The following is an 18802-nucleotide window of genomic DNA, read 5'->3' as shown; positions in this document are numbered from 1 at the left end:
GGACCCCGGCCGCCGCACCGGGGACCGCCCGCGCGGGGACCCCGGCCGCCGCACCGGGGCGTCGGTCAGCGATACCCCGTCGCGTCGGCGGGCCCGCCCGCGTCCTGGACCTCGACGAGGTAGCGCCAGGCGTCCGGCCGGCTGCCGTCGAGGTCGGTGAACCCGTACTCCCGCGCCAGCCCGCCGCTGGACAGCGACTGCCCGTTCCACCGGCTCACCTCTGGATCGGCGGCCAGCGCGACGACGGCCCGCCCGGTGTAGGACGGCGTCTCGGAGATGCAGAAGTGCGGCACCCGGTCGAGGGCGTCCCGCCAGGTCTCCTCCGTCACCTCGAAGTGGTCGAGCATGATCTCCGAGCGCATCCACCCCGGCGTCAGAGCCACGGCCGTCGCACCGCGGGGGCCCAGTTCGTGGCCGAGGGAGAAGCCCATGCGCAGGACGGCGGACTTGGCGAGGTCGTAGAAGAAGGAGTTCCGGTAGGTGTCCCGGTTGTACTCGGCGGTGCCGTCGGTCATCTCCACGACCAGACCGCCCCGGCCGCGCAGCAGGAGCGGGAGGGCGTGGTGGCTGGTGATCGCGTGCGTCTCCACGGCGAGCCGCAGCAGCCGCAGCCCCTTGTCCAGGTCGTGCTCCCACACGGGGGCGTCCCAGGCGAAGAGGTGTTCGCCGCCCCAGATGTCGTTGACCAGGACGTCCAGTCGGCCCTGTTCGGCCGCGACGCGGTCCACCAGGGCGCGGACCTGCGAGGGGACCAGATGGTCGGTGGGCACCGCGATGCCGTGGCCGCCCGCCTCGGTCACCAGGTCCGCGGTGTCCTCGATGGTCTCGGGACGGTCGTACTCCGAGCGCTGCGCCCGGGTGCTGCGTCCGGTGACGTAGACGGTCGCCCCGGCCGCGCCGAGCTCGACCGCGATCCCTCTGCCGGCTCCCCGCGTCGCCCCCGCGACGAGGGCCACCTTGCCGTCCAGTGCCGCTGACATGTGTGTCCTTCCGGATCCACGGGCTGTCCCGCGCCGTGCCGACGCCCGTGCGGACGGCGGAGACACCATGCTTTCCCGGAAACCGGACATCCTCTGTCGGCATTTCCCGGCGTGTTCCCCACGGCTGCCCGGGACGGGGCCGAAGCCTGTGGGGCGCGGTGTCAGGTCCGCGCCCCACAGGTGATCCGGGGATGTAACACCTGGGCGTGATCCTGCCCAGGCTGCTCCGGTCTAGGCTCCCGACGTCATCCGCTCCACCGCGAGCCGCGTCAGCTCACGGCTGGAGGGCTCGGTGTCGAGGGAGCGGTGCAGGGCCAGCCCTTCGATCAGCGCGTCGAGCCGGCGGGCGGTCTCCGGCTCGAAGTGCTGCTCCAGCAGACGCCGGCTGCGGTTCATCCACGCGTGGGTGAGCTCGCGGTACTCGTCGCGCCGGGCTGCCAGGGTGTAGAGCTCCTGGGTGAGGACGAGCTCGCGGCGCGGACCCTCGGACAGCACGTGGATGAGGTCGGTGACCGCCTCACGCGCCTCCTCGGGTGTGCCGGCCCGCCCCAGGTGCAGCTCGAACACGGCCACGATCTGGTCGGCGAACCGGGTGAACGCCTCGCGCAGCAGGTCGTCGATGCCGCTGAAGTGATAGGTCATCGACCCCAGCGGCACATCGGCGCGGGCGGCGATCTTGCGGTGCGACACGCCGACGACGCCCTCCTCGGCGATGTGGTCGAGCGTGGCGGCGAGGATCCGCTCGCGCCGCTGGGGGTCCGTACGTCCGGTGGCCACGGGGCCGGTCAGACGGCGCGGACGACGCGGGCGGGGTTGCCCACGGCGACGACGTCGGCGGGGATGTCCTTCGTGACCACGGCACCCGCACCGATCACGGAGTTGTCGCCGATGCTCACCCCCGGACAGACGATGACTCCCCCGCCGAGCCAGACGTTGTCGCCGATGGTGATGGGGAGCGCGGCCTCCAGCTTGTCCCGGCGGGGCCCCGGCTCGACGGGGTGGGTGGGCGTGAGGAGCTGGACGTTGGGGCCGATCTGGCAGTCCTCGCCGATGGTGATGCGTGCGACGTCGAGCGCGGTGAGGTGGTAGTTCACGAAGGTGCGCGCGCCGATGGAGATGTTGCTGCCGTAGTCGACGTAGAGCGGCGGGCGCAGGTCGACGCCCTCGCCCACGGACTCCAGCAGCTCGGCCAGGACCGTCCTGGCCTCGTCGGCGTCCTCGGCGTAGGCGGCCTGGAAGCGGGCCGCGAGGCGCATGGCCCGCTGCTGGCGCCGCGCGATCTCCGGATCGTCGGCGATGTAGAGGTCACCCGCGAGCATGCGCTCCAGGTTGGTACGCGGATCATCGGCGAAGTAGTCCATGGGCATGGCCGTGACCGTACACCCAAAGCGTACGAACGTACACTTCGATTCGCGTCGCCCTTCCGTCCCGGCCCCGTCAGCCCGCCAGCCGGCGGGAGCGCCAGACCAGGTAGAGCGCCGACGCCACCGCCGCGACCCGCACTACCACCGGCCAGACGTCCGTCATCGCGTCCCCCATGGCGCTCTCCGCGAGCGGCTCGCCCCAGCGCCCCTCCATGCGGCCCCAGAGCCAGACGAAGGCACCGCCGACGACCAGGCCCGGCAGGCCCAGCGCGACCCACTTCGCCTCCGCCCGGGAGAACCTGCGCGAGCTGTACGCCAGCAGCCAGCCGCCGGCGAGCGCCAGCCACGAGCCGAGCACGGCTCCGGCCACCAGCAGCGCGGCGGCCAGCAGCAGCAGCGGATGGGCGAGGCGGGGCCGCGCGACGGCCTCGGCGTCGACGACGGCCTTCCTGGGCCGCCGCGGCCGCAGCCTCATGCGCGGCCGCGGTACCGCGGGCGGGGCGGCGGGCGGGGCGGCGGGCCCCTTCTCCTCCGCCGGCGGCGCGGGCTCCTCGGCGTCCGCCGGGGGACGCGGCGCGGGGGCCTTCGGCGCGCCCGGCAGGCCGAACAGCTCCGGGCTCTCCAGCCCGCCCACGAACCCCGGCACGGACGTGCCCATGCCCATCACCCCGGGCCCGCCCTGCGCGGTCCCGCCGAAGGGCCCCGGCTCGATCCGCCACCACTCGGGCTCGGCCCCGGACGCCTCCGGGCCCAGTCCCGCCATGTGCGGCGCGGACGCCGACGGCCAGTCAGGGTCCGGCTCCCCGAGGGCAGGCCCCCGGGGCCGGGAATCGGCGTGCCCGGCCGTCGCGGCGTCCGGCGACTCGCCCTTGCGCGACGCGTCTTTCCTGAGCACACCCCGCCGGGCCCGGGGCACCCCCCGGGAGCTGTCGGCCCCCGTCGCGGCGTCCGCCCGGGGCGGAGGCAGCGGCACCTCTCCGTCACCCGACTCGGCCGCGGCGGAGACGAGTTCACCCGGCGCCCCGAGACGGCCGAGGATGCGCCGGACCACCGCCGGAGAGTCGGATCCGTCCGTGCCGCGCTGCCGGTCGATCTCGCCCCGCAGCGTCGCGACGAGTCTCATCCGGGCGCCCGAGGACAGCTGTTGCTGCTGCGCCAGGTCACCGACCCGGCTGAGGTAGTCGTAGACAAGCTGGTCGCTCTCGATCCCCACGCGCTGGTTCTCCCTCCACCCGCCCTGCCCCGACGGTAGCGTTCCAGGGGCTACCGTGGGACGGATGGGGACGACCACACCACCGCGCACGCTCGCCGAAGCCCTGCGCGCCCGGGGCGACGAATCGCTGGCAGGGCTGCTGCGCGCCCGCCCCGACCTGCTCAGTCCCGTGCCGAACGACATCACTCAGCTGGCGACACGGGCCGGCACCCGGGCCTCCGTGGTCCGCGCGCTGGAGCACCTGGACCGCTTCGCCCTCCAGACCGCGGAGGCGCTGGCCGTGGCGCCGGACCCCGCTCCGTACGACACGCTGCTCGCGCTCCTCACCGGTGACGGGCAGGACGACGGCGAAGGGCGCGACGACGCCGGCGCGGCGATCACCGCCGCCCTGCCCGCCGCCCTCGGCACCCTGCGCGAGCAGGCCCTGGTCTGGGGCGAGGACACCCGGCTGCACCTCGTGCGCACCGCCCGCGAGCTGCTCGCCCCGTCGCCGCAGCACCCCTCCCCCACGGGCCTCGGCCCGACCGTCTCCGAGGCCACGGCCGGGATGTCGCCCGGCAGGCTGCAGGAGATCCTGACCGCCGCCGGGCTGCCCGCCACCCATGACCCGGTGTCCGCCGTCACCGCGCTGGCCGGACTCTTCACGGACCGGACCAGGATGGCGGAGCTGCTGGACACCGCCCCGGTCGAGGCGCTGTCCGTGCTCGACCGGCTGGTCTGGGGCCCGCCCTACGGGGAGGTCACCCCGAACCCCACCCCGCCCGTGCAGTGGCTGCGCGACCGCGGGCTCCTGCTGCCCGTGTCGACGCGCACCGTCGTCCTGCCGCGCGAGGCGGCGCTGCACCTGCGGGCCGGCCGCGCCCATCGCGTACCCGAGCCCGTGCCGCCGGTGCTCGTCGCCGCGGCCGAGCGTGATCCCCAGGCTGTGGACAGAGCCGCGGCGGGCCAGGGCTTCATGGCGTTGTCCACCGTCGAGGAGCTGCTGAAGCTCTGGAACAACGGCGGTCCGGCCATCCTCCGCGCGGGCGGTCTGAGCGTCCGCGAGCTGAAGCGTGCCGCCGTCTCGCTCGACGCGTCCGAGCCCGTCGCCGCCTTCTGGATCGAACTCGCCTACGCGGCGGGCCTGCTGGCCTCCGACGGCGAGTCCGACGAGCGGTACGCGCCGACCCCGGCCTCGGACGAGTGGCTGGACCTCCCCGCCCAGGACCGCTGGACCCACCTCGCCACCGCCTGGCTCGCCGCCACCCGCACCGCCGGCCTGATCGGCGGTCAGGACGCCAAGGGACGGGCGCTGTCCGCGCTCGGCCCCGACCTGGACCGTTCCGCCGCGCCCGAGGTACGCCACCGGGTCCTGGCCCTGTCCGCCTCGCTCCCGCCGGGCACCGCGCCCGACACGCAGACCCTGCTCGCCCGGCTCCGCTGGGAACGTCCGCTGCGCACGGCACCCCCGGGCGGGCCGTCGCCCCAGGGCGAGGCCTCCGACCTCCGCTCCCGGATCGCCCTGTGGACGGTCAACGAGGCGGAGCTGCTCGGCATCACCGGCCGCGGGGCCCTCTCCACCCAGGCCCGCGCGCTGCTCGACGAGGGGCCCGACGCCGCCGCCGCCCGCCTCGCCCCGCTGATCCCCGAGCCCCTGGACCACGTACTGCTCCAGGCCGACCTGACGGCGGTCGCCCCCGGCCCCCTGGAACGCCCGTTGGCCGACATGCTCTCGGTGCTCGCCGACGTCGAGTCCAAGGGCGGCGCGACGGTCTACCGCTTCACACCCGGCTCCGTACGCCGGGCGCTGGACGCCGGGCGGGCCGCGACCGACCTGCACGCCTTCCTGGCCACCCACAGCCGTACGCCGGTGCCGCAGCCGCTGAGCTACCTCATCGACGACGTGGCCCGCCGCCACGGCCATCTGCGGATCGGCGCCGCCTCCGCGTACGTGCGCTGCGACGACGAGGCCGTGCTCAACGAGATCCTGGCCGACAAGCGGTCGGCCGCCCTGCGGCTGCGCCGGCTCGCACCGACCGTCCTGGCGGCACAGGCCGACCCCGGTTCGCTCCTCGAGGGGCTGCGCGAGATGGGGTACGCCCCGGCCGCGGAATCCTCCGAGGGCGACGTCCTGATCACCCGCGCCGGCGCCCGCCGCACCCCGCCGCGTACGCCGCCCGTCCCCGTCCCCGAGGGCCCGCCGGTCCCGGACGCCACCCTGCTGGCCGCCGCGGTCCGGGCGGTCCGGGCCGGTGACACGGCCGCCCGGGCCGTCCACAAGGAGTCTCCGGAAACGGCCACGGCCACGGCGGGCTCCCTTCCCCGCACGAGCCCCGCCGAGACCCTCGCCACGGTGCAGGCCGCCGCGATGACCGGCTCGGCGGTCTGGATCGGCTACGTCAACGTGGACGGGGCGGCCAGCCAGCGGGTGATCGCCCCGGTGAAGGTCGAGGGCGGCTTCGTGACGGCGTACGACCACACCGCCGACGAGGTCAGGACGTATCCGCTGCACCGGATCACGGGCGTCGCGGAGCTCGCCGACGAGCAGCCGGCCTGACGGTCCCGCGGCCGGGCTGCCGACGCGAATCCCCTCTCCGCCGGCCGCCCCTGATCCGTCGTCCGGCCGCGCCGGGAGCGGTCAGGGAACCGGCAGCCCGCCCGCCCCGGCGGCCTCACGGAGCACTCCGACGAGCATGGGCATGGTGAGCCGTCCCGTGAACGTGTTGCGCTGACTGGGGTGATAGCTGCCGAAGAGGCGCAGCTCCTGCCTCCGCTCCGTGGCGGGGAGGACGACCTGTACGCCGTGGCCGAAGGCGGGGCGCGGGCGCGGCACCCGCCACCCCGCCTCGGCGAGCACCGGGAGCAGCGCCTGCCACCCGAACCCGCCGAGGACCACCACCGCCCGCAGCCCGGGGCTCAGCAGGTCCAGCTCCGCGGCCAGCCAGGCGCGGCAGGTGTCGCGTTCCGCCGGGGTCGGCTTGTTCGCAGGGGGTGCGCAGTGCACGGGTGACGTGAGCCGTACGCCGCGCAGGGCGAGGCCGTCCCCGGCGTGGACGGAGGACGCCTGTGAGGCGAGCCCCACCGTGTGCAGCGCCTCGAAGAGGAAGTCCCCGGCCGCGTCGCCGGTGAACATCCGGCCGGTCCTGTTGCCCCCGTGCGCGGCGGGCGCGAGCCCGACGACCGCCACGGCGGCGTCCGGCGGCCCGAAGCCGGGGACGGGCCGTGCCCAGTACTCCTGGTCCTGGAAGGCCGCACGCCTGACCTCGGCGACCTCCTCACGCCAGGCCACCAGCCGGGGGCAGGCCCGGCACCCCGCGACGAGCGCGTCCAGCTCGCCCAGCCCGGCGCACCGGGGCGCGTGGTGAGCCGGGAACCCCGGATCGCCGGGACCGGGCCCCGCCGCTTCGGCTCCGTCCATCCCTCCACGCTACGGGCCCGGACGGGTCCGGGCCGCACTCCGTCACTCACGCGCGCCACCCGTTCGCGGCCGATGCGGCACACTGGACGTTTGGCCGTTCGCACCCGGACGGCCACCCCCCGCAGGAAAGGGCCGACGCGCGTGACCGGACCCCTCATCGTCCAGAGCGACAAGACGCTGCTCCTCGAGGTCGACCACGAACAGGCCGAGGCCTGCCGCCGTGTCATCGCACCCTTCGCCGAGCTGGAGCGTGCCCCCGAGCACATCCACACCTACCGCGTGACCCCGCTCGGCCTGTGGAACGCCCGTGCCGCCGGGCACGACGCCGAGCAGGTCGTCGACGCGCTCGTGGAGTACTCGCGCTACCCCGTGCCGCACGCGCTCCTCGTCGACATCGCCGAGACGATGGCGCGGTACGGCCGTCTCACCCTCTCCAAGCACCCCGTCCACGGCCTGGTGCTGACCTCGAACGACCGGCCCGTGCTGGAGGAGATCCTCCGCTCGAAGAAGGTCCAGCCGCTGGTCGGGGCGCGCCTCGACCCGGACACCGTGGCCGTGCACCCCTCCGAGCGCGGGCAGATCAAGCAGACGCTCCTGAAGCTGGGCTGGCCCGCCGAGGACCTCGCCGGGTACGTCGACGGCGAGGCGCACCCGATCGAGCTGGACCAGGAGAGCTGGTCGCTCCGCCCCTACCAGAAGCAGGCCGTCGAGGGCTTCTGGCACGGCGGTTCCGGTGTCGTCGTGCTCCCCTGCGGCGCCGGCAAGACGCTGGTCGGCGCGGGTGCCATGGCCGAGGCCAAGGCGACCACGCTGATCCTGGTCACCAACACCGTCTCCGCCCGCCAGTGGAAGCACGAACTGGTGAAGCGGACCTCGCTGACCGAGGAGGAGATCGGCGAGTACAGCGGCACGCGCAAGGAGATCCGGCCGGTCACCATCGCCACGTACCAGGTGCTGACCACGCGGCGTAAGGGCATCTACCCGCACCTGGAGCTCTTCGACTCCCGGGACTGGGGGCTCGTGATCTACGACGAGGTGCACCTGCTGCCCGCGCCCGTCTTCAAGTTCACCGCCGACCTCCAGGCCCGCCGGCGCCTCGGCCTCACCGCGACGCTGGTGCGCGAGGACGGCCGCGAGTCCGACGTCTTCTCGCTCATCGGGCCCAAGCGGTTCGACGCCCCGTGGAAGGAGATCGAGGCGCAGGGCTACATCGCGCCCGCCGACTGCGTCGAGGTCCGCGTGAACCTCACGGACTCGGAGCGCCTCGCCTACGCGACGGCGGAGGCCGAGGAGAAGTACCGCTTCTGCGCGACGACGGCGACGAAGCGGAAGGTGACCGAGGCGCTCGTACGCAAGCACCAGGGCGAGCAGACCCTGGTCATCGGGCAGTACATCGACCAGCTGGACGAGCTCGGTGAGCACCTGGACGCCCCTGTGATCAAGGGCGAGACGAGCAACGCCCAGCGCGAGAAGCTCTTCGACGCGTTCCGTCAGGGCGAGATCAGCGTGCTGGTCGTGTCGAAGGTCGCGAACTTCTCGATCGACCTGCCGGAGGCCACGGTCGCCATCCAGGTGTCGGGCACGTTCGGCTCGCGCCAGGAGGAGGCACAGCGGCTCGGCCGGGTGCTGCGGCCGAAGGCGGACGGGCACGAGGCCCGCTTCTACTCGGTGGTCGCCCGCGACACGATCGACCAGGACTTCGCGGCACACCGCCAGCGGTTCCTGGCCGAGCAGGGGTACGCCTACCGGATCGTCGACGCGGACGAGCTGCTGACGGAGAACTGACAGGTATCCCCGGTCGGGGGATCAGCGGCGGCGGCGGACGACTCCCGCCTCCTCCGCGTACTCGCCGAGGACGGCCACACCGAACGCGGTGCGCGCGAAGACGGAGACGGCGCGCACCGCGTTTCCCATGCGGTGGCTGTGTGGGTGACCGGTGGCCGCGGTCGCGCCGTGCGCGGGGCCGGTCCTTTCCGGGTTCAGATAAAGGCTGCTCATGTATTCCATGGTGCTCCGCCCGCCCGCGCCCCGGCATCGGCCCGCAGGCCGAAGCGCGGGCGGGCACGGGTAGGCCGGAGGTCGGATGCCGTCCCCTACGGGACGGACACGGCACCGCCTCTTATTCGTTCGCCCCGGGGGACGACGGTCGCTACAATCGCCGGTCTGCCCGCCTCCCGCACCGTGGTACCGGCCAGCCCTTCGAGCGGCCGGCAGCCGGGGGAGCGCCGCCGACCGGACGGAAACCGGCCGACAACTGCCGCACACGCCCACCGGCGTGTGCGTCTGCGTGTGAACGTCCCCGAGCGGACCGGGCGGTGAGCCCCGTCCGCCGTCCTGCGTCGAAAAGCCGGAGGCAACACCGTGCCCGCGCACGAAGAGACAAGCAATCCACTGGTCAGGGAGCGGGCCCATCTCGCCGCGTCCCGTGCCGCGCTGCGCGCCATGCGCGAGGACGTACAGGCGCTCGACATCCGTGATGTCACGGCGAACTGGGTCAACGCCGCGGTCCTGCAGGCCCAGATCGACGACCGCATCAAGGCGCTCGCCGACCTCTCCCACACCCCGCTCTTCTTCGGCCGCCTCGACTACCTGCACGTGGTCGGCGCCGAGAAGGCGGAGGGCGCGGAGGGAGAGCGCTTCTACATCGGCCGCCGCCACGTCCACGACGCCCACGGCGATCCGATGGTCATCGACTGGCGCGCACCGGTCTCGCAGCCGTTCTACCAGGCGTCCAGGAACAACCCGCTGGACGTCGACCACCGCCGCCGCTTCGGCTACACCGGCGGCGAGCTGACCGCGTACGAGGACGAGCACCTCACCGACCCGGCGGAGACCGAGCAGACCAGCAGGCTCCTCCAGGCGGAGATCGAGCGGCCCCGTGTGGGGCCGATGCGTGACATCGTCGCGACGATCCAGCCCGAGCAGGACGAGATCGTCCGCAGCGGCCTGGGCGGCACGGTCTGCGTCCAGGGAGGCCCGGGAACCGGGAAGACGGCCGTCGGTCTGCACCGTGTCGCCTACCTCCTGTACGCGCACCGCGAGCGCCTCGCCCGCACCGGCACCCTCGTCATCGGCCCGAACCGGTCCTTCCTCCACTACATCGAGCAGGTCCTGCCCGCGCTCGGCGAGCTGGAGGTGCGGCAGGCGACCGTCGAGGACCTGGTGACGGCGCGCGTCGAGGTGCGCGGCACCGACGAGGCGGCCGCCGCGGTGATCAAGGGCGACGCCCGCATGGCGGAGGTCCTGCGCCGGGCGATCCGCTCACACGTGACACCCCCGGCCGAGACGGTCGTGGTGGTGCGCGGCTCCCGCCGCTGGAGGGTACCGGCCTACGAGATCGAGGAGATGGTCGGCGAACTGCTGGCCCGCGACATGCGGTACGGCGCCGCGCACGAGGCCCTCCCCCAGCGCATCGCGCACGCCGTCCTCGTGCGGATGGAGGAGGCGGGCGAGGCCCCCGACGACCGGGTGCAGAACGCGGTGGCGCGCGATCCCGCGGTGAAGGCGGCCGTGAAGGCGATCTGGCCCGCGGTGGAGCCCGCGAAGCTGGTGCTGCGGCTCCTGACGGACGCGGACTTCCTGGCAGCTCACGCGGAGGGCGTCCTCACCGGCGACGAGCAGAAGCAGATCCTGATGGCCAGGCCCGCGCGCAGTGTGAAGTCGGCGAAGTGGACGGCGGCGGACGCCGTCCTGATCGACGAGGCGGCCGACCTGGTGGCCCGTACCCACTCGCTGGGCCATGTCGTCATCGACGAGGCCCAGGACCTGTCCCCGATGCAGTACCGCGCGGTGGGACGGCGCTGCTCGACCGGCTCGGCGACCGTCCTCGGCGACCTGGCACAGGGGACCACCCCGTGGTCGACGCGGAGCTGGGAGCAGGCGCTGTTCCACCTGGGCAAGGGGGACGCGGTCGTGGAGGAGCTGACGGCGGGCTTCCGTGTGCCGCGCGAGGTGATCGCGTACGCCTCCCGTCTCCTGCCGGCGATCGCCCCGGGCCTCGCCCCCGTGGAGTCGGTGCGTGAGACGCCGGGCTCCCTGGCGGTGCGGGAGGTCGCGGCGGCGGACGGGCTGGACGCGGCGGTGGTCGCGGCGTGCGAGGAGTCGCTGCGCCACGAGGGCTCGATCGGCCTGATCGCCGCCGACGCCCGCGTCCCGGCGCTGTCGGCGGCGCTCGCGGAGGCGGGCCACAGCGTCCTGTCCCCCGGCGAGGAGACCACGGCGGACTCCCGGCTGACGCTGGTCCCGGCCTCGCTCGCGAAGGGCCTGGAGTACGACTACGTCGTCCTGGACGAGCCGGCGGCCGTGGTCGACGGCGAGCCCGACGAACGCACCGGCCTGCGCCGCCTGTACGTGGCCCTGACCCGTGCGGTCTCGGGCCTCGTGGTCCTGCACGCGGCTCCGCTGCCGGAGCAGCTGGGGTAGCGGGGACGGCCGACCGGACCCTCCGTCGTCAGGTCAGCCGATCACCGTCACCGTGGTCAGCACGGTGACCGCGACCATCGCCGCCTGCATGGTGCGGATCGCCGTGCGGACGTCGTCGCCCGCCCACCGGCCGTCCGCGATCTTCTCCATGCGCGGCGTCACCTCCCGGACCGGGACCTCCGGAAACGCGAGGCGGTGCAGCTTCGCGGCGTGTATCAGGGCGATGAGACCGGCCGTGCGGTCGTCCGGATCAGTGCCGCGCAGCACCACCGAGGCCAGGCGTTCCCGCAGCTCGCGCTCGGGGGCGCCGTCGGCCTCGGGGTAGCGGCGCACCGGGAAGAGGCCCAGCACCTTGCGCTGTTCCTCACTCACGAGCCCTCGGGCGCGGAGGCTCTCGATCGTGGCTCCGACCGCTCTGCCGTGGTCCTTCGTCAGCCAGTCCGTCACCTTGGGAGCTCTGCTCTTCTTCGCCGCCCAGGCGTCGATCAGTCCGAGCCGCTCGTCGAGGAGGCCGGTGCCCGTGGGCGTCCGGTCGGCCACCTCCAGCCGCCCCGCGGCGACCGCGAGCCGTCCCGCCAGGGCGAGTTCGAGCACGATCCCGCCCGCGACGGCCCAGCCGGCGGCCTCCCGGTCCTTGGCCGCCCCGGACTCGTCGTCCAGGGACAGCAGCATGATCTCTTCGCCCAGCGTGACCGACATCGTCCACTCCCCGTTCGTTTGCCTACTCTGAGTGACGAACGGCGGGGGCGGGTGGTTCCCGGTTCTCCGGTCCTTCCGCGTCGAGGTGCGGCAGGATCCGTTCCAGCCGTCCCGGCGTCCACCAGGCCGCGCGGCCGAGCAGGGTCATCACGGCGGGCACCAGCAGCAGCCGTACGACCGTGGCGTCGATGAGGACGCCGGCGGCCAGGCCGGGACCCAGCATCTTGACGACGATGGTGCCCGCCCGTCAGCCGTCGAGCGCCGTACGCCACTCGCGTACGGCCTCGGCGTCCACCGGACCGGACCAGCCTCCCGGCCGGGCCGCCCCTCCGATGTGGAAGGCCTCGACGCCCGCGGCGCACAGCCGGGGCAGGTGCTCCAGGCGCAGGCCGCCGCCCACCATGATCTGCGGTTCATAGCCGGGCAGCTCCGAGCGTGACGCTTCGGCGAGCAGCGTCTCCATGCCGTCGTCGACGCCGTCCGGCGAGCCCGCCGTGAGGTACGTGTCGAGTCCCGGCAGGTCGGCGAGGTGCTTGCGCAGCACGTCGCGGTCGGCCGCGCGGTCGATGGCGCGGTGGAAGGTCCACGGGCGGCCGTCCAGCTCGGCGACGAGCCGCTCGACGGCCACCAGGTCGGCGTGACCGTGTTCGTCCAGGAAGCCGAGGACGAACTCCTCCGCCCCCGCTGCGCGCAGCGCGCGGGCCCTGTCCACGAGGACGCCGATGTCGCCGGCCGTGAAGCCGTCCGCGACCCTGAGCATGACGCGCAGCGGGATGTCGACGGCGGCGCGGATCTCCTCGAAGACCGCGATCGGGGGCGTCAGGCCGTCGGCCGCCATGTCGGTGACCAGTTCGAGGCGGTCCGCACCGCCCGCCTGCGCCGCGACCGCGTCCTCCACGTCGAGTGCGATCACCTCCAGGAGTGCACGGTTGCTCATGGTGTTCCATTCCTTCGCAGCGGCTGTGGACTACAGGTCTAGTCCAATAAACCAGACTACGGGTCAGTCACCCCGGGCGCAGCTTCCCACGTGAACGTGAGCGTGAAGATGCGCGGAGGCCGCGGCGGCATCCGCGGGGAGCGGACGCGCCGCGGCCTCACGGGTCACGGGGCGGGGACGTCAGGGCTGGAGCGGCATCGACCAGCAGTTGGAGGTGGTCCTCTTCCCGGAGAGGCGGTCGGTGAGCCAGGAGATGGCACTGCCCTGGTCGGTGAGGAGCGGGACGAGGTGGTTGGTGAGGAGCTTGTCGCCGAGGTCGGGCAGGTGGATCGCCTCGTACGTCACGTCTCCGCCCTTGCGGCACCAGTCCACCGCGAGCTGCCGGGCCTGCCGGTGTCCGACGATGTCGTCCTGCACGCCGGTGGCCAGGCGGACCGGGGCCGTCGGCTTCAGGTTGCCGATGCGCTGCTGGGCGAGGATCGCCTGCAGCTTCGGTTCGGCCGCGATGATGTCGGCGATCGGCTTGCCGTTGGCGGTCCACTTCTTGCTGTTCGTGAAGCCGTAGCCGAGGATCGCGTCACCCACGCACATGGTGGAGGTGTCCTTCAGCGCGGCCTTGCCGACGTCGTTCGTGTTCGCGTCCACGACCGCCTTCAGCGACGGGTCGGACTGGGCGAAGCCGTTGATCGACCAGCCCAGCGCGCCGGCCAGGGCACTGCCGTCGATGCCCTTCATGACCTCGGTGAGGTCGGCGGGCGGGGCGCCCGCGTAGGTGCCCGCCAGATTGACGTCGGGGGCGTACGAGGACTGCAGTTCGGCCGCCGAGGCGCTGGCGCCGCCACCCTGGCTGTAGCCGTAGAGCCCGACCTTGGAGGCGGAGGTGACCGAGGCTCCCGAGACGGAGCGGGCGGCGCGGGCCGCGTCCAGGAGGGCGTGCCCCTCGTCGACACGGTTGACGTAGGTGTGGAGCCGGTCGGTGGTTCCCAGCCCGGCGTAGTCGGTGACCACGACGGCCGCGCCGGCGGCGAGGAAACGGTAGACCGCGATGTTGTCGTAGCCGACGGACACCGTGCCCTCGCCGATGGTCAGCGGGTGCTGGAGCGACAGCGAGGGGGCGCACTGGTCGCCCTGGCCCATGGTCCCCGAGGCCAGCGCCACGAGGGGGCGGGCGCCGCCGCCCTTCCACGCGGCGGACGGCTCGATGTAGGCGCCGGTGACGGCGACGGGCCCGCCGCCCGCGTCGGTGGACTTGTACATCAGCCGGGTCGCGGTGCCGGGCATCCGCCGGCCGTCGAGACCGGGGAGGCTCACCCCGAGAGGCAGCGGCTCCGTACGGACGAGGGCCCCGTCGGCGGAGGGCAGCCGCGCCGGCGGGTCGTAGAAGGCGGGGACGGTCACGCCCCGGGAGACCACCGGCTCCGGTCCGGCGGTACCGGCGGCCGAGGCCGGTACCGCCGCCGCGCCCAGGCAGACGGCGACGGCCACGGACACGGCCGGCAGGCGCCCCGCACGGCGTCCCGGCCGACGGGGTTCCAGGAGGTGGGGGGTGTTCACGGTCGAGCTCGAACGGGCGGTCTTGCGCGGGCTCACGGCTCACTCCTCGCTCTGCTCCGATGAAGGTGAGCGCAAGCTAGCACCGAGGCGTTACCCGAAGTAACTCGTCGGTAAGTTACGCTTCGGTAACGTGCGGGCGGGCCCGGCCCCCCGACCGGGCCCACCCGCACGTGCCTACCGGGGCCACCCGCACACGCCTCCCGGGGCCGCCCGCACCCGCCTACCGGGGCCGCTGCCCGAGCTCGTCCACCACGCCCGACGCCACCAGGCCCTTTACCTCCGTGTACGTCTTGTCACCCGTCGGCCCCGCGAAACCGTCCTGCAGCAGGCCGAGATAGACGTACGTACGCCGTTCGAAGACGAGGCCGTACGAGATCCCGGGATACGAGACACCGATGCCGTGCCGGCCGAGGGCGTCCACCTCGTCGTCGTCGAGCACGATGCCGGGCAGCAGCGCCAGCGCCTCGAAGGCGGCGGCCCGCAGACCCGGCGGCATGACCCGGGGGCCGCGCAGCAGCGCACAGATGTTTCCGTACGCCATTCGCCCGGCCATCCGCTCCGCGCTCCTGCCCGGGCCGACCGTCTCCCCGTCGGCCCCTACCAGCACGTCATCCGAGCCGTACGGTCCGAACGCTTCGAGGAGTTCCTCCGGGTCGGTCGGCAGCTTGGCCAGCTTCGCGTACTCGTTGGGCGGCCACTGCACGCTGTGGGCCGACGGGGGCTCGTCCTTGATCCGCCCGTCGTAGACGTACCGGGAGAGCCGGGAGCCGTCCACCGAGATCCAGAACTCGTCCGTGTGCGTCGTCCGCCTCCCTCCCTTCACCCTGGTCCGCGTGTAGACCTCCCTGGCATAGAGGTACTGGTCGTCACGCGGCACCGGTGCCCCGGCGCCGTCGGCGCGTGTGCGGTCCGCGGCCCGGTGCAGCACCTGGGCGGCGGACAGCATGGCCCCGCCGCCGTCCCGCCCACCCCCGCCGCCGTCCCGCCCGTCCCGCCCGTCCCTGCCGACGACGACCGTTCCGGCCACCGCGGCGGCCGCCGTCGCGGTGAAGGCCACCCGCAGCACCGACCGCCTCGACGGCACACCGGCTCTCCGCCGGCCCTCCTTCACCATGGCCTCCGACAGCCGGGTGCGGGCAGCGGCGCGGGCGTCCTCGGTGAGCGCGGGCACCTCGGCCTCCAGCTCCCGCAGCGCGGTGAGGTCATTCATGACCGGGCTCCTCAAGATCGTCGTGAAGTCGGGTGGGATCCGAGCCGCCGAGCGCCTCGCGGAGCTTCTTCCGGCCCCGGTGGAGCCGCGAGCGCACGGTCCCCACCGGGATGCCGAGGGCGTCCGCCGCCTCCGCGTAGTCCAGGTCCCCCCAGGCGACGACCAGCAGCACGTCCCGGTAGCGGGCGGGCAACGCGGCGAGCGCTCCGGCGAGTTCGGAGCGGACGCCCTCGGCACTGACCCGCGCCGCCACCCGGTCCTCCAGGGGTTCGCCGTCTCCGGGGGCGGCGGAGGCCGCGCGTGAGAGGGCGCGCAGCCTTCTGGCCTCGGCCCGCCGGTGTCCTCCGACCAGGTTGGTGGCGATGCCGTAGAGCCAGGGCCTGGCGTGGGGCCTCGACAGGTCGTACCGGCGGCGCTGCTGAAAGGCGGTCACGAAGGTCTCGGCCATCAGGTCGTCGGCCGCCTCGGTGCCGAGCCTCCTGGCGACATAGCGGTGGATGTCGGCCGCGTACCGGTCGAACAGCACCGAGAACAGCTCGGGTTCGGTCCAGGACCGCTCGACGACCGAGGCGTCCGGAGGCTCGTGGCCACCGACGCCGGAGCCGGCGGTGCGGCGGGCTTCGACCTCCGGTGGGGCGGTCACTGGTCGGCTCTTGGGCTCATGGGGTTCCCCCGGGGAGACGGTCACGGTCACCCCCTGTTGGCCGATCCCCGCTTCCGGGTTCCCGTCACGCGCGCACGAACCGCACCGGTGTCCCCGGGACCGCCTGCGCCGCACCCGCCAGGGCCGCTTCGCCGACCACGCCGACGACCGGGTAGCCGCCCGTCGTCGGATGGTCGTTGAGGAACACCAGGGGCAGCCCGTCGGGCGGAACCTGGACGGCCCCCAGCACCATGCCCTCGCTCGGCAGTTCGCCTTCGCGGGCGCGCTCCAGGGCCGGCCCCTCCGTGCGCAGCCCGATGCGGTTGCTGCGTTCCGACACCCGGTACACCGCGGTGGTGAGCGTACGCAGGGCCGCCTGCGTGAACCACGTGTCCCGGGGCCCCGGGCGGAGGGGCAGGACGAGCTCGGCGGGGACGCCCGGCCAGGGGACGGGGTCCGCGGCCGGGGTGCCGCGCGCCGGGCCCAGCGGCAGGACGTCGCCGTCGCGCAGGACCGGCGGACCGAGCCCCGAGAGCAGGTCGGCGGACCTGCTGCCCAGCACCGGCTCGGGCACCAGGCCGCCCGCGAAGGCCAGATAGCCGCGCAGCCCGTGCACCGCGGGCCCGGCCTCCAGCACCGCGCCCGGCGGTACGCGCACGGGCCCGCCCCAGGCGGCCGGACCGCCGTCGACCGTGACCCGGCACCCAGCCCCACCGACGACGGCGAGCACCGGCCCGTCCCCGGTCACCCGGACCGCGCACCCGGTGAGGGTGGTCTCCAGCACCGCGGCGTCCGGGGCGTTGCCGACGAGCCGGTTGGCCAGCCGGCGGGCGGGCCCGTCCAGCGCCCCGGCCCTGGGCACGCCGAGATGGGCCCAGCCGGTGCGGCCCTCGTCCTGCACCGTGGTCAGGGCGCCCGCCCGGACCACCTCGATTCCCCGGCTCATCCGCGCGCCTCCGCCTCGACGAAGCGCACCCGGGCTCCGGGGCCGAGCAGCGCCGCCGGTTCGCGCGCCGGGTCCCACAGGGCTTCCGGCTCCGGCATCCGGCCGATGAGCTGCCAGCCCCCGGGAGAGGGCCGCGGGTAGACACCCGTGTACGGCCCGGCGAGGGCCAGCGCCCCCGCCGGCACCCGGGTCCGCGGTGTGGCCCGCCTCGGCACGTCGAAGTGCCCGGGCAGGCCCGTGAGGTAGCCGAAGCCGGGTGCGAAGCCGCAGAAGGCCACCCGGAACTCCGTACGGGCGTGGATGCGCGGCACCTCGTCGACGGCGACGCCCCACGCCTCGGCCACATCGGCGAGGTCCGGTCCGTCGTAGACGACCGGTATCTCGACGGCCTCGCCGTCGCCCCGGCGCAGCGGCGGTACGGTCCACGACCGCAGCCGCCCCGCGAGCGCGGCGTCCTCGACCCCGTCCAGCAGCACCGTCCGGGCGCCGGGGACGATCTCGCGCACGGCGGGGAGTTCACCGGCGGCCCTGCGGCGGAGCAGTTCGGCGTGGAAGGCCTCCGTCTCCTCGCCGGAAGCGAGTTCGACGAGCAGGGCGCGGGGTCCCGCCTCCAGCACCCGGAGGCCGCTCATGTGAAGGCCCGCACGCGGACGCCGGCCGCTTCCAGCGCCGTACGGACCCTCCGGGCGAGCGCCGCGGCCCCGGGGGTGTCCCCGTGGACGCACAGTGACCGGGCCTCCACGGCTATCCGGCTGCCGTCGATCCCGCTCACGGCCCCGTCGACGGCCATGCCCACACTGCGGCGCACGACCTCGTCCGCGTCGTGCACCACGGCTCCCGCCTCGGTCCGCGGCACGAGTGTGCCCTGCGGGGTGTACGCGCGATCGGCGAAGGCCTCCGCGACGGTGGTCAGGCCCGCCGCCTCGGCGTGGGCGAGCAGCCGGGAGCCCGGCAGTCCGAGGACGGCCGGCCGGCCGCCCGCGAGCAGCACGCCCGCGACGACGGCGGCGGCCTGCTCCTCGTCGTGGACGACACGGTTGTAGAGGGCGCCGTGCGGTTTCACGTACGAGACCGTGGACCCGGCCGCCTCCGCGAAGACCCGCAGGGCGCCGATCTGGTAGGCGATCTCGGCGGTCAGCTCGGCGGCCGGCACGTCCATGGAGCGCCGTCCGAAGCCGGCGAGGTCGCGGTAGGAGACCTGCGCCCCGATGCGTACCCCGCGCTCCGCCGCGGTGTCGCAGACCCGGCGCATCACGGAGGCGTCGCCCGCATGGAAGCCGCAGGCCACGTTCGCGCTGGTGACGCAGGTCAGCAGCGCCTCGTCCTCGGTGAGGGTCCAGCGGCCGAACCCCTCACCCAGGTCCGCGTTGAGGTCCATCGGCCGCGCCGGGCCCGTGCCGAGGTCCACCGGGTTCGCCGGGTCGAGTTCCGTCACGA

17 protein-coding genes and 1 pseudogene are annotated in these 18802 nt (G+C 74.2%); 3 read left to right on the top strand and 15 right to left on the bottom strand.

Annotated features, from left to right (window positions below; all coding sequences use genetic code 11):
• Positions 1-65: 65 nt before the first annotated feature.
• From ACIRJR_RS05155 to ACIRJR_RS05140, 4 genes are all read right to left on the bottom strand, one after another.
• On the bottom strand, positions 66-980 hold the full coding sequence (locus ACIRJR_RS05155; RefSeq protein ID WP_403774047.1) for an SDR family oxidoreductase: 915 nt from the start codon (positions 978-980) through the stop codon (positions 66-68).
• A gap of 231 nt (positions 981-1211) precedes the next feature.
• Entirely contained in the window at positions 1212-1757 is a 546-nt protein-coding gene (locus tag ACIRJR_RS05150) for a TetR/AcrR family transcriptional regulator (RefSeq protein WP_403774044.1), read from the bottom strand.
• Between the two features lie 8 nt (positions 1758-1765).
• Positions 1766-2347, bottom strand: coding sequence for a sugar O-acetyltransferase (locus tag ACIRJR_RS05145; protein ID WP_403774041.1), 582 nt, complete (start codon positions 2345-2347; stop codon positions 1766-1768).
• 70 nt (positions 2348-2417) lie between these two features.
• A complete protein-coding gene (locus ACIRJR_RS05140) occupies positions 2418-3557 on the bottom strand; it encodes a hypothetical protein (protein ID WP_403774038.1) in 1140 nt (379 codons plus the stop codon).
• Positions 3558-3621: 64 nt separating this feature from the next.
• On the opposite strand from ACIRJR_RS05140, the gene ACIRJR_RS05135 reads away from it, so the two are divergent.
• On the top strand, positions 3622-6093 hold the full coding sequence (locus ACIRJR_RS05135; RefSeq protein ID WP_403774035.1) for a helicase C-terminal domain-containing protein: 2472 nt from the start codon (positions 3622-3624) through the stop codon (positions 6091-6093).
• An 81-nt stretch (positions 6094-6174) separates the two neighbouring features.
• On the opposite strand, the gene ACIRJR_RS05130 is transcribed toward ACIRJR_RS05135, so the two are convergent.
• Positions 6175-6954 carry a uracil-DNA glycosylase gene (locus ACIRJR_RS05130; protein ID WP_403774032.1) on the bottom strand — a complete coding sequence of 260 codons (780 nt, stop codon included), beginning with the start codon at positions 6952-6954 and terminating at the stop codon, positions 6175-6177.
• Positions 6955-7095: 141 nt separating this feature from the next.
• On the opposite strand from ACIRJR_RS05130, the gene ACIRJR_RS05125 reads away from it, so the two are divergent.
• Complete coding sequence (locus ACIRJR_RS05125; RefSeq protein WP_403774029.1) at positions 7096-8739, top strand: DNA repair helicase XPB; 1644 nt, start codon at positions 7096-7098, stop codon at positions 8737-8739.
• A 21-nt stretch (positions 8740-8760) separates the two neighbouring features.
• On the opposite strand, the gene ACIRJR_RS05120 is transcribed toward ACIRJR_RS05125, so the two are convergent.
• Positions 8761-8952: a hypothetical protein gene (locus tag ACIRJR_RS05120; RefSeq protein WP_403774026.1), complete on the bottom strand. Its 192-nt coding sequence runs from the start codon at positions 8950-8952 to the stop codon at positions 8761-8763.
• A gap of 363 nt (positions 8953-9315) precedes the next feature.
• Here ACIRJR_RS05120 and ACIRJR_RS05115 point away from each other — a divergent pair, with 363 nt between their 5' ends.
• Positions 9316-11376 carry a HelD family protein gene (locus ACIRJR_RS05115; protein WP_403774023.1) on the top strand — a complete coding sequence of 687 codons (2061 nt, stop codon included), beginning with the start codon at positions 9316-9318 and terminating at the stop codon, positions 11374-11376.
• Positions 11377-11409: 33 nt separating this feature from the next.
• On the opposite strand, the gene ACIRJR_RS05110 is transcribed toward ACIRJR_RS05115, so the two are convergent.
• From ACIRJR_RS05110 to ACIRJR_RS05070, 9 genes and pseudogenes are all read right to left on the bottom strand, one after another.
• Positions 11410-12075 carry a GPP34 family phosphoprotein gene (locus ACIRJR_RS05110; RefSeq protein ID WP_403774020.1) on the bottom strand — a complete coding sequence of 222 codons (666 nt, stop codon included), beginning with the start codon at positions 12073-12075 and terminating at the stop codon, positions 11410-11412.
• A 22-nt stretch (positions 12076-12097) separates the two neighbouring features.
• Positions 12098-12310 (bottom strand): annotated as a pseudogene (locus tag ACIRJR_RS05105) (MMPL family transporter); the annotation flags it as partial.
• Positions 12311-12322: 12 nt separating this feature from the next.
• Complete coding sequence (locus tag ACIRJR_RS05100) at positions 12323-13012, bottom strand: copper homeostasis protein CutC (RefSeq protein ID WP_403774017.1); 690 nt, start codon at positions 13010-13012, stop codon at positions 12323-12325.
• A gap of 180 nt (positions 13013-13192) precedes the next feature.
• The gene (locus ACIRJR_RS05095) at positions 13193-14602 is read right to left on the bottom strand and encodes a lipase family protein (protein WP_403774014.1); all 1410 of its coding nucleotides are present in this window, start codon (positions 14600-14602) and stop codon (positions 13193-13195) included.
• A 184-nt stretch (positions 14603-14786) separates the two neighbouring features.
• Positions 14787-15776 carry a CU044_5270 family protein gene (locus ACIRJR_RS05090; protein ID WP_403774011.1) on the bottom strand — a complete coding sequence of 330 codons (990 nt, stop codon included), beginning with the start codon at positions 15774-15776 and terminating at the stop codon, positions 14787-14789.
• A complete protein-coding gene (locus ACIRJR_RS05085; protein WP_403774008.1) occupies positions 15769-16419 on the bottom strand; it encodes an RNA polymerase sigma factor in 651 nt (216 codons plus the stop codon). Before ACIRJR_RS05085 ends, ACIRJR_RS05090 begins: the two co-directional genes overlap by 8 nt.
• 85 nt (positions 16420-16504) lie before the next feature.
• Complete coding sequence (locus ACIRJR_RS05080; protein ID WP_403774006.1) at positions 16505-17365, bottom strand: biotin-dependent carboxyltransferase family protein; 861 nt, start codon at positions 17363-17365, stop codon at positions 16505-16507.
• Positions 17362-17997: an allophanate hydrolase subunit 1 gene (locus tag ACIRJR_RS05075; RefSeq protein WP_403774002.1), complete on the bottom strand. Its 636-nt coding sequence runs from the start codon at positions 17995-17997 to the stop codon at positions 17362-17364. Before ACIRJR_RS05075 ends, ACIRJR_RS05080 begins: the two co-directional genes overlap by 4 nt.
• A complete protein-coding gene (locus ACIRJR_RS05070) occupies positions 17994-18743 on the bottom strand; it encodes a LamB/YcsF family protein (RefSeq protein WP_403776353.1) in 750 nt (249 codons plus the stop codon). The genes ACIRJR_RS05075 and ACIRJR_RS05070 overlap by 4 nt, the downstream gene beginning before the upstream one ends.
• Positions 18744-18802: the final 59 nt, after the last annotated feature.

This window comes from Streptomyces sp. NPDC102402, from assembly GCF_044765765.1.
Taxonomy (GTDB): domain Bacteria; phylum Actinomycetota; class Actinomycetes; order Streptomycetales; family Streptomycetaceae; genus Streptomyces.
Note: the sequence above shows the minus strand (reverse complement) of the source record. Positions and strands in the feature narration are given on the sequence as shown.